An 11,683-nucleotide genomic window follows, 5' to 3' on the forward strand; every position below is an offset into this window, starting at 1 on the left:
TCTCTTTTATCTAAAAACACGCTATGATTTACCTATAAATGCTGCTAAAAAAATCATCGAAAAAAATATTTAAAAATTTGTACTTTAATAAGTATCTAAAATATAAAATTTATTGTACCTTTGCGAGCCTTTTACTAAAAGGCAGTATTTAAGTTTCTGAAAGTGAATAACTTATTTTTTATTTATTGATATTTTATCTTGCTAGTAAGCAGCTTAAAAAATTTATTTTACAGCAGTGATGTTGCAATATTTTAACTAAGACATCTACGATTTAGAACAGACAATATTTCTAAAATCGTTGATAAAATTAACAATGAGAAAGCGAATCGAAAAAGAAGATTTGGGCTTCGAAAGAAGACAACAAACTCGTGAAAGAAAAGACGAGTTAAGCCGCGAATTAGGACGTGAAGTACCTGCAAGAAGGACTTACGGAGGTGATGCAGAACGCAGACCACAGGGTGAAAAAAGAGAGTTTAGCTCAGAACGCCGTGATTTTAAACCACAAGGCGAAAGAAGAGAGTTTAATTCTAGCGAACGTCGTGATTTTAAACCACAAGGTGAGAGAAGAGAATTCAACTCAGGTGAACGTCGTGAGTTCAAATCACAAGGTGAGAGAAGAGAATTCAACTCAGGTGAACGTCGTGAGTTCAAACCACAAGGTGAGAGAAGAGAATTCAACTCAGGAGAGCGTCGTGAGTTCAAACCACAAGGTGAGAGAAGAGAATTCAACTCAGGAGAGCGTCGTGAATTTAAGCCACAAGGTGAAAGAAGAGAGTTTAACTCGGGTGAACGTCGTGAGTTCAAACCACAAGGTGAAAGAAGAGAGTTTAACTCGGGTGAACGCCGTGAGTTCAAACCACAAGGTGAAAGAAGAGAGTTTAACTCGGGTGAACGCCGTGATTTCAAACCACAAGGTGAAAGAAGAGAATTCAACTCAGGTGAACGTCGTGAATTCAAACCTCAAGGCGAAAGAAGAGAATTTAATTCGGGTGAACGTCGTGAATTTAAACCACAAGGCGAAAGAAGAGAATTTAACTCAGAGCGTCGTGATTTCAAACCACAAGGTGAAAGAAGAGAATTTAATTCTGGTGAGCGTCGTGAGTTTAAGCCACAAGGTGAAAGAAGAGAGTTTAATTCTGGTGAGCGTCGTGAATTTAAACCACAAGGCGAAAGAAGAGAATTTAACTCAGAGCGTCGTGATTTCAAACCACAAGGTGAAAGAAGAGAATTTAATTCTGGTGAGCGTCGTGAGTTTAAGCCACAAGGTGAAAGAAGAGAGTTTAATTCTGGTGAACGTCGTGAATTCAAACCACAAGGTGAAAAAAGAGAATTTAACTCAGAGCGTCGTGATTTCAAACCACAAGGTGATAAACCAGCTTTTGAACGTAAAGAGTTTGTAGATAAAAGAAAACCTGTTGGCAAAAGATTTGATAAAGGAGACTTTAACAAACCACGCCCAGATGCAGGAAGTTTTGAAAAAAAAAGTAGAAGCGAAAGACCCGAAAAAACATTTGGTTCAGCCAAAGCAAATTTTGGAGGCGACAATCTATTTAAAGCACACAGACCTGTAGAACAGTCTGATAAATGGACGCCAAGCTACAAGCTTGATAAATACAAAGACGCTGCTCCTAAAAAAGTGCAGAAATTGATTGAAAAATCAGAGAAGCAATCATTAGAAGTACGTTTGAATCGTTATATCGCTAACTCTGGTGTTTGTTCTCGTCGCGAAGCTGATGATTTAATCAAAGCGGGTGAAATCAGAGTAAATGGTGCGGTAGTTACTGAAATGGGCTACCAAGTAAAACCAGGTGATATTGTTAAGTACGGCAGTAAAAAGTTGAATCGTGAGAAAATGGTTTATGTATTGGTAAACAAACCTAAAGATTTTATCACAACGACTGAAGACCCTAACGACCGTAAAACAGTAATGGATTTAGTGAAAAATGCTTGTGAAGAACGTATCTACCCTGTAGGTCGTTTGGATAGAAACACGACAGGTTTATTATTGTTAACAAATGATGGTGAATTAGCCGATAAATTGACTCACCCTTCAAACGAAATCGAAAAATTATACCAAGTAGAATTGGATAAGCCTTTAACACAAGAGCATTTCGAGAAAATTAAAGGAGGTATTACCTTAGAAGACGGTGAAATCAAAGCGGATGATTTAGGAATTGTTACGCCAGATGGAATGGTAGTAGGTATCAAAATCCACTCGGGTCGTAATAGAATTGTTAGACGTATTTTTGAATCATTAGGATACGAAGTATTGAAACTTGACAGAACTACTTTTGCTGGCTTAGACAAAAAAGATTTACCAAGAGGAACTTGGCGTTTCTTGTCAGAAAGAGAAGTAGTAAAATTGAAGTTTTTTAAATAGATAGCTTTCGGACTTCGGATGTCGACTTTCAGCTTTATTTTCGAGTTCTATTTATAAAATCACGTTAAAAGCTCTGTGGAATATATTTCTACAGAGCTTTTATTTTGCTGTAAAATTCTGGCATCAAAAAAGCTACTGAGATTCAGCAGCTTTTTTAATATCAAAACAATTTTTATAAAACTTGCTAAAGCAAAGACTTAAAGCCGAAAGCTGACATCCGAAGACCGAAAGCTCCTTACTACAAATTCATTAACGACTCTCTGCGTCTCATTTTTCCTGCTGGAATACCAAACATCATTTTGAAACGACGACAGAAGTATGCAGTATCTTTATAACCTACATCAGCACCGATGGCACGGATAGATTTCTTAGAAGTTCTTAACAAACCTACGGCAGCTTCCATTCTTTGATATTCGATATAATCTTGTGGATTGATACCTGTCAACATCTTGAAATATTGCCCAACGTAGTCTTCAGAAACGTTTGCAACGTTTGCTAATACTTTATTTGACAAATCTCCTCCGATATTATCTTTGATATAAGCAAAGATGTCTATTAAGCGTGGATCTTTGAAATAAGTACTGTTTGTTGCTAATTGTTCAACAAATAAACGGTTTTTGATGATGTAACGAATAATTTCGATAACAATCTCTTCCGTTTTTATTTTAATAACACGTCCTTTTCCAAGGATATCCGTCATATCTTCTTTCAAAATTTCCGCTAGCATGTGTGCTAGTTTGTCGTCTCTTTTGATTAAGAATGGAGGAATATCTAAAGAAGTAAAGAAGTTTACCGAATCAAAAACTTTTGCTTCAAAAGCAACCATCCCGAAAGAGTTTTCGATTTGGCCAATTCTTGATGGTTCAAGGTTATATTCAAAATAAGACTCTCTGTGAGTCATAAATTCTTCATTTGAAATAGCCTTTGGTTTATCAGCACTACCATACGTTATCGAAAGCATCTTACCTCCAGGGATAAAAAGCATGTCGCCAACCTCTGCATGGATAGCCTCTTCACCAAAAGAAACCTCACCGTTGTACAAAATCAAGAGTGTATTTTCTACATCATAAAAGTTTTTGATACGGATAGGTTGTAATATTCTAATGTTACGTGACTTAATAAACTTCACGCCGAGCGATTCTATTATCTTATTATAATCTTCCATTTTGCATCGTAATTTGGGTAATTGGAATTATAGAGCATTTAATTTTGGACAAAACTAATAAATCCATGTAAAATTCCAAAATTAAATGTAAAAAAGTCTTATATAATTATTTTACGGTAAAATAGTTCCGCTATTCAAATTTATTGTAATATCCTAAGAATTGAAAATTTTACAGATTTTTTTTTTAAAATTTAATATTTGGAGTTTTAGGGGATTTCTATAAAAACAATTATTTTTTTAAAAAATGATGCTCTTGAAAACACTATAACTATAGAAAGAACTTGCGATTTTTACGAAAACTAAGTCATATTTCTTCTTCAAATATTACAAAAAATTACCGAAGATTCCAGAAAGCTTTGAGTAATTATTTTTAAATAATTGGAAGTTTAAAACTAAGTAATATTTCTTATCGAAAAAGGCATTTAATAGGTATAAAATCGCACATATATACAAAGCTAAAAACTGATAATATTTACTTTGCTTATCATAAAACTATCCAGCCTTCAAATTATACTATTTAGAGCTTAGTCATAATCAATGCTTCTGTGCAAAGGTTTTCAAGGTCTGCTTAGTAAAACTACTTAGTACAAGTTTTCCACTGATTTCTGCTCTTTCCTCTAAAAGTGTATCCCAATGGTCTGTATTTTTCCAAAAGATTTTTTTTAATGCTGTTAGTGCTGCTGGATTGTAGGATGCTAGGCGTGTTGCCAACTCAATGATGGCTTTGTCCATTTCTTCTACCGTTTCGAATACCTCCATAAATAAGCCTTTTTCTTTTGCCCAGTTAGCCGAAAAAAAATCTGTAGCATTCAACGCCAATGTAGCAAATGAGGAAAGTCCAATTTTTCGTTCAACAGCAGGTTCAATCACAGCAGGAATTATTCCTATGGTTAGTTCACTTAATTTGATGGCGGCAAACTTTGTCGCAAAACAATAATCAGTAGTAGCTGCTAGGCCTACTCCTCCTCCGATAGCCTTTCCTTGGATGCGTCCAATAATTATTTTAGGAGATTTTCTACAAGCATTGATCACTTTTGCAAAACCTGTAAAAAATATTTTTCCAGTATCTCGATCATTGATTGCCATCAATTCATGAAAATCTGCCCCCGAACAAAAAGTTCTCTCTCCTTCACTTTGCAGAATAATGATTTGTACTTCCTCTTGTTCTCCTAAGTTTTCTATGGCTATTGCCAATTCTTCCAAAAGTACAATAGACATTGAATTAGTAGGCGGATTACCAAACACTAGCTTTACCACACCCAATCCTAGTGGCTCTATCCTAATGCTATGCATTTTAGGCTCTTGCATAATAAAATTATTTTTAGATATTACAGTACTATTTCTATTTAACTATCATTAAATTACAAATATTTAAAGGAATAATTTTATATCATACTAGTTTTTTAACATAAAAAATTATGATTAAAAAGCATAGTTTAGTCTCGTTCAAAGAATCTCAACAAACAATTTAACATTAAAAATGTACAAATCAGAACAATTAACGTTAGTCCGACAAACTGCCAAAGAATTTGCCGAACGTAAAATAAGACCCCATATCATGGAATGGGACGAAGCCCAGACTTTCCCGATTGAATTGATGAAACAATTGGGTAAACAAGGTTTCTTAGGCGTACTAGTCCCCGAAGAATATGGAGGAGCAGGTTTAGGCTACCACGAATACGTTGCTATTATCGATGAAATCGCACAAGTTTGTGGCTCAATCGGCTTGTCAGTTGCTGCTCATAATTCACTGTGTACCAATCATATTTTACAATTTGGGTCAGAAATTCAAAAAAAGCAATACTTGCCACAGTTGGCTTCTGGTAATTTTATCGGTGCTTGGGCTTTAACAGAAGCCAATACAGGCTCTGACTCTGCCAGAATGCAGTGTGTGGCTCGTCGCGAAGGAGATAATTATATCATCAATGGTGCTAAATGCTGGATTACACACGGTAAATCGAGCGATGTAGTCGTTGTAATGACACGTACTGGAGAGTCTGGAACAAAAGACAATGCTACCGCTTTTATTGTAGAACGTTCAAACCCTGGGTTGAAATTTGGCAAGAAAGAAAATAAATTGGGTATGCGTGCTTCTGAAACGGCCGAGGTGATTTTGGAAGATTGTATTGTACCATCATCTGCCCGCTTAGGAAATGAAGGCGAGGGTTTTAAACAAGCCATGAAGATTTTAGATGGTGGTAGAATTTCCATTGCTGCGCTTTCTTTGGGCATTGCCAAAGGTGCGATGGCTGCTGCTGCCCGTTATGCACAAGAACGCCAACAATTTGGGCAGGCTATTGCCAATTTTCAAGGCATCAGTTTTAAATTGGCAGAAATGGCGACTAAAATTCATGGAGCAGAATTGATGGCCCACCATGCAGCCGACCTTAAAATGGAAGGCACGCATTTGACCAAAGAGGCCGCTATGGCAAAATTTTATGCTTCGGAAGTAGCCGTAGAGGTAGCAACAGATGCTGTACAAATTTTTGGTGGGTATGGTTATACCAAAGATTTTCCTGTTGAAAAATTCTATCGTGATGCCAAGCTATGTACCATTGGCGAAGGAACATCCGAAATTCAAAAAATTGTAATCGCCAGAGAGGTATTAAAAGAATATCCTATTATATAATCAAATATTCCCTGTATCCATCTTTCGGATGCAGGGAATAATATTTAAGAATTATATCTCAACAAAAATATTATTCAGGCATCTGCATTTAGTGAAATTCCACTGTTTGAGTGGAGCGAGTTTGGAATTTCTTGAATTTCTTTTGTTACTTTTCTTGTTTCAAGACAAGAAAAGTAAGGTCTTTCGAAAGGAAATATTGTTTTTTGGATATTAACCAAATATAATTCCCACACATATTGTAAGTATTATTCCTGCCTCGCAATAATTTAGCCTTTCTTCTTCTTAATTTTGTAATAGATTAATTAACAACTAAACCGTAATTGATTCTATTACAAATGTTAAAGATTCTTAGACAACCCTATCCGCATAACGACTCTACTAGACGCAAGCTTTTTTTGTCGTTCGGAGCAGGTATTTTTATTACGTTTTTCCTAATTTTTTTCGAACCTTTTGGTATTGCCAATTGGCATAGCACCCAGAAAGCATTATTGCTATCAGGTTTCGGCATTATTACTACCACAATGATGCTTTTTATCTATTTTGGCATTCAAAGGCTTTTCCCAAAGTTTTTTCAAGAAGAACAGTGGACTGTCGGGAGAGAGATATTCATGGTAGCGCTAAATATCTGTTCAATTACAGCTATTAATATCCTTTACTCTCAATATTTTATCAACAATGGCTTTAACCTACTGAGTTTGGTTTCCATGATTATTTACACGCTTGTGTTGGGCGTTTTTCCTGCCACAGGTATTATTTTAATCAACTATATTTATTATTTAAAACAATATAGCAAACCTCCGCAACCTAGTCATCTCCCCGAAAAACACGCAATACATGATGAATCAGATGAAATAAACCTAATTGCTGAAAATGGAAAAGATAAAATTCAGATGCATACTGATTCGTTTTATTACATAGAATCAAGCGATAACTATTCTACCGTGGTATTTAAACAAAATGATGATTTCAAAAAAGATTTGATTAGAAGTAGCTTAACACGTTTAGAAAGCCAGACACAACAAAAACAAATTGTTCGTTGTCATCGCTCCTTTATCGTTAATCTCGACAAAGTTGAACGTGTTTCGGGGAATGCTCAAGGCTATAAATTGCACCTTACTGAAAGCAATTTTGTCATTCCTGTAGCCCGCAGATATTCTCAGATTGTCTATGAATTGAAGTAATACACTTAGTTTTTCTCGTGTACTTCCGTCAGAATTTTACTTACTTCTTTTCTAATCTCTGACATAGGCTTCATAAAACTATTATTCATAATACTGAAAATTAACACTTTACCTTTTTTAGTAACCAAGTAACCACTCAAATTGTAGTTATTGCTAAAAGAACCCGATTTGGCAAAAATGAAGGGCTTTTCAGTAGACGATAAACTTTTCAACGTACCCGATTTTCCAGCAGCTGGTAAAAGCTGAAAAAGTCTTTCCTGTGGTACAATCAAATAAATATTTTGCAATAATTTCACGATACTTCTTGGTGTAAACAAGTTATAACGTGAAAGTCCAGAGCCATCTACCCATCTTGAAACATCTGGTAAATCTGTCATAAATTTCTTTTTCACGGCATCAATCCCTTTGCTTACATTCAACTCTCCCGTCAAAGCATCTGCATTGAGTACCATTAGGTGTTCTGCAATCATGTTATCACTTACATGCAACATCCTTTTGTATAAACTATCTGCGGGAAGGCTATAAAATGTTTTGGCAGATTTATTCAAGGCTTTATTAATCAAAGTCACTTCTTTTTTTAATGTATCGCTCAATAGGGCAACAGTAATATCTATGCCCGTTTTGAAGGGTACATCTTGTTCAAAAGTGGGTTTCATTTTTTGAAGGCTTGGATGACTAAACAAATTAGCTCCAAGGTCACGCTGAATAGAAAAGCTATTGGTGTTCGACCAGTCGTACACTTTATTTTCAAAGAATTTTGGTGATACACTCAATGTATTTTGTTCCTTCACTTTGAATCTGACAACATTCCCATGAATAGGAAATCCTGATATTTCAGCCGCATAATCATCATTAAAATCATCCCAAGCCCAGCCTTGCCCCAAAAATGAACCTGTAAAATTATCATTAGAAAAGTAAATTTTCTCAGGGCGACTTTTCAAAAAGTCATATACTTTGCTTTTGGCTAAATCTGGATGAAGGAAAGATGGGTCTCCCGTTCCCCAAACAATTAAAGAATCGCCAGTAACTTGATAATGAAAAGCAGGAATAGAATCTCCCAAGGTTTTTAGACTAGCATAAAAAGTAAAGAGCTTGGTATTGGAAGCAGGCATAAAAAAACGATTTGCCTCTTGTTCAAATACAGTCTTTTGTTCGGTTATATCATAGAAAACAACACCTGTTTGGTTTTGAGAAAACACTTCTGATTGCTGAATTAGTCGAGCCGTGGATTTCATCTGTACTTTGCTAGTACTACACGAAAAAGAAATAACAACTACCAAAAACATCAAACAGGTAAGGAAACTCTTCATAAACATCAAATAATTTTAGGGATTATACTGATAACATTGAGGAAATCAACGGAAAATACACATTTTTCCTACACCAAAATCATAAAGTATGATATATTGTTTTGTGTGATTCTCAGTCTAGAATGTGTCCAAAAGTATTTTCTTCATTACCTTTGTAGTGCTATAACTTAGTCTTGGTAAAACTCCTAGACTAAATTTTCGTTATCTAATTAGATTAATATTATTCCATAAAAAATATTTCGTAATCATAAAATGTCTGTAAAATATTTTCATCTCACAGTAAAAGAAATCATCGACGAAACGCCCGATACAAAAACCTTTACTTTTTGGCACCCTGTACATCAATCTGTTAGTTACAAAGCTGGTCAATTCCTTACGTTAATTCCTGTTATTGATGGACAAAAAGTACGTAGAAGTTACTCAATGTCAAGTTCGCCTAATAAAGATGCTTCTATTGCGGTAACTGTAAAGCGTGTACCTGGTGGCTTGGTATCTAATTACTTGTGCGATTCAGTAAAAGTAGGTGATGCTATCGAGGTGATGGAACCGATGGGGCATTTTGTGGTTGAACCAAACCCGATGAAAGAACGTACTATCGTGCTTTTTGGTGGTGGGTCTGGAGTTACGCCTTTGATGTCTATTCTGAAATCTGTTTTACCTGTGGAACAAGGCTCAAAAGTGTATTTGGTATATGGTTCAAGAAGTGAGGAAGATATTATTTTCAGAAAACAGTTAATCGAATTAGAGCTAAAATATGAAGGTCGTTTCAAAGTATTACACATACTCACGAAGCCTTCTTATACTTGGACGGGCTATAAAACACGTATCAATCAAGCATCTGCAGTAATTTTCTTGAAGCAAGACCTTGCTATTGATATTGCCAAAGCAGAATATTATCTATGTGGACCAGAAGGCATGATGGAACAGGTAGAAAATGCTTTGAAGATGTTTAATGTACCTACTGACAGTATTCATAAAGAACATTTTGGAAGTGTAGGCTCGCATGAAATACTTGTGGAGGAAGAAGACGATTCTATCAAGGCACAAACTGTAACGATTCAATACGAGGGCACTGACTATCAAGTATTGGTAAAACCACATGAAACGATTCTGGAGGCTGCCTTGCGTGAAGATATTGATCTGCCCTATTCGTGTCAGGCAGGGATGTGTACTGCTTGTTTAGGTAAATGTGTGGCTGGAAAAGTACACATGGACGAAGAAGACGGACTTACGGAGAAGGAAATTAAACAAGGTTATATTCTTACTTGTGTATCTCACCCAAAAACGGCTGGGGTTGTTATTGAGGTTGAATAGGTTATACAACTAGCTCATATAATTTTTAAAAGGTTGATATTAGAAGCGATTGGTGCTTACAATATCAACCTTTTTATTTTATACTCATTTTTTCATCTGAAAGCCGACCTCCGAAAGCTGATTGCTTTTTTTACCCGCTGATTTTCGGAGATTTAAAAACGCTGATAACTGCTGATTTTTTCGATAGCCGACTTCCGAAATCCGATTGCTTTTTTTACCCGCTGATTTTCGGAGATTTAAAAACGCTGATAACTGCTGATTTTTTCGATAGCCGACTTCCGAAATCCGATTGCTTTTTTTACCCGCTGATTTTCGGAGATTTAAAAACGCTGATAACCGCTGACTTTTTCAATAGCTGAAATCCGATTGCCGACTTCCGAAAGCTGACAGCTTAGCGCTTAACTGCCTTTTTAATGAAATATCCCAGCCCCAACATAGACACCAATATTAATCCAAAAATGACAAACTGAATGCTACTTCCCTGACTTGGGTGTTCTATTAGTTTACGGATTTCCTGTGCTTGTGTTCCTAGCCAGATGGAAAGGATTGTACGAGGCAACATACCAAGGAAGCCTGCCGTAAGAAAATTTTTCAACTTTGTTCCCGAAAAAGAGAACAATACATTGGTAACTGCAAAGGGCAAAACAGGCGATAGTCGAGCTAATAAAATAATCTTGAATTCATCTTTTTGAAGATTGTCAAGTATCTCTCTTACTTTGGGCTTTTCAGAGATTTTACTTAAGAATCTTCCACCATCAATTAGTTTGGCAACATTAAAACCTAAGTAGGATGCTATCCAATAGCTAATAGCAATGGGGATAAAAGCATTCCAGCCTAAAAAATAGCCACTTAGCAACGCAATAAACGTAGTAGGCGTAAGGGCAAAAGCCATGCTAAAACATGAGGCAACGTATACTAATACCCATTGCAATATTGTGAATTGTTGCACTGCTTGTTCATGCGTAATCAGCCAATAACTAATACTGGAACTAGCAAAAATGGGCATTAGACCCAAAAAGAAAGTATATATAATAGAAAACGTATTTTTCTGGAGAAAATCTAACATTTCACAAAGATAGATACCGACTAGTCATTCTACAAAGAACTTAGAAATCAGTAAATTTTATGGGTAGTAAATCTCCAATAGACTCTGTCACCAATATCTGGTTGTTTGCACCCAACATGATAAAGCGAATGGGTTCTTTTTGACGAACTTCGTATTCCAACATCGCCTGTCGGCAAGCACCACAGGGAGAAACCCCTCTGAATACATCACCTTTTCCCGGGCGAGCTATCACAGCAATGGATTTAATTGTACGTTCTGGATAGTTGGCACCCACCCAAAATATAGCCGATTGTTCTGCACAAGAACCAGAAGGGAAGGCAGCATTTTCTTGATTATTCGCCATTACGATGGTATCATCATCTAACAAAATGGCGGCACCAACATGGAAATTAGAGTAAGGAGCATACGATTTATAGGTAGCTTTTCGGGCTTCGTTCAAAAGTTTGTTTTCCTGTACAGATAGTTCTGTATCATTGTTGTACGTTTCGAGGGTAATTGTCAAATTAAGTTTCTGCATATCAGTTTATTCGGTATATTTTCATTAGTTTTTTAGATGGGAAAGCTATAACGAAAAAAGGCTTTAGAATAGTTCATAATATTATCGAAAAGATAATTTAGTTATTTAAAAACAGTAGTTA

Annotated in this window: 9 protein-coding genes; 4 read left to right on the forward strand and 5 right to left on the reverse strand. The window is 35.9% G+C overall.

The features are described 5' to 3' along the window. The first annotated feature begins 313 nt into the window (after positions 1 to 313). Positions 314 to 2,380 carry a pseudouridine synthase gene (locus tag AC1RNE_RS10885; RefSeq protein ID WP_492800998.1) on the forward strand — a complete coding sequence of 689 codons (2,067 nt, stop codon included), beginning with the start codon at positions 314 to 316 and terminating at the stop codon, positions 2,378 to 2,380. Between the two features lie 238 nt (positions 2,381 to 2,618). Here AC1RNE_RS10885 and AC1RNE_RS10890 read toward each other — a convergent pair whose 3' ends face one another. Both AC1RNE_RS10890 and AC1RNE_RS10895 read right to left on the reverse strand, forming a co-directional pair. After that, the gene (locus tag AC1RNE_RS10890; protein WP_309921905.1) at positions 2,619 to 3,545 is read right to left on the reverse strand and encodes a helix-turn-helix domain-containing protein; all 927 of its coding nucleotides are present in this window, start codon (positions 3,543 to 3,545) and stop codon (positions 2,619 to 2,621) included. Between the two features lie 534 nt (positions 3,546 to 4,079). Continuing rightward, on the reverse strand, positions 4,080 to 4,853 hold the full coding sequence (locus AC1RNE_RS10895) for an enoyl-CoA hydratase/isomerase family protein (protein ID WP_492800999.1): 774 nt from the start codon (positions 4,851 to 4,853) through the stop codon (positions 4,080 to 4,082). A gap of 172 nt (positions 4,854 to 5,025) precedes the next feature. On the opposite strand from AC1RNE_RS10895, the gene AC1RNE_RS10900 reads away from it, so the two are divergent. Beyond that, positions 5,026 to 6,174 (forward strand): acyl-CoA dehydrogenase family protein, encoded by a 1,149-nt coding sequence (locus AC1RNE_RS10900; protein ID WP_492801000.1) that lies wholly within the window; start codon positions 5,026 to 5,028, stop codon positions 6,172 to 6,174. 335 nt (positions 6,175 to 6,509) lie between these two features. Continuing rightward, positions 6,510 to 7,355 (forward strand): LytR/AlgR family response regulator transcription factor, encoded by an 846-nt coding sequence (locus tag AC1RNE_RS10905; RefSeq protein WP_492801001.1) that lies wholly within the window; start codon positions 6,510 to 6,512, stop codon positions 7,353 to 7,355. Between the two features lie 5 nt (positions 7,356 to 7,360). On the opposite strand, the gene dacB is transcribed toward AC1RNE_RS10905, so the two are convergent. Further along, positions 7,361 to 8,665: a D-alanyl-D-alanine carboxypeptidase/D-alanyl-D-alanine endopeptidase gene (gene dacB / locus AC1RNE_RS10910; protein ID WP_492801002.1), complete on the reverse strand. Its 1,305-nt coding sequence runs from the start codon at positions 8,663 to 8,665 to the stop codon at positions 7,361 to 7,363. 252 nt (positions 8,666 to 8,917) lie between these two features. Between dacB and AC1RNE_RS10915 the strand changes: the two genes are divergently transcribed. Further along, positions 8,918 to 9,979, forward strand: a complete 1,062-nt coding sequence (locus tag AC1RNE_RS10915) for a 2Fe-2S iron-sulfur cluster-binding protein (protein WP_492801003.1) — start codon at positions 8,918 to 8,920, stop codon at positions 9,977 to 9,979. Positions 9,980 to 10,370: 391 nt separating this feature from the next. Here AC1RNE_RS10915 and AC1RNE_RS10920 read toward each other — a convergent pair whose 3' ends face one another. Beyond that, positions 10,371 to 11,045, reverse strand: coding sequence for a TVP38/TMEM64 family protein (locus AC1RNE_RS10920; RefSeq protein ID WP_492801004.1), 675 nt, complete (start codon positions 11,043 to 11,045; stop codon positions 10,371 to 10,373). Positions 11,046 to 11,085: 40 nt separating this feature from the next. Continuing rightward, complete coding sequence (locus AC1RNE_RS10925) at positions 11,086 to 11,562, reverse strand: cytidine deaminase (RefSeq protein WP_492801005.1); 477 nt, start codon at positions 11,560 to 11,562, stop codon at positions 11,086 to 11,088. Positions 11,563 to 11,683 lie beyond the last annotated feature (121 nt).

This window comes from Arcicella sp. GW822-FHT02H01 (assembly GCF_058802005.1).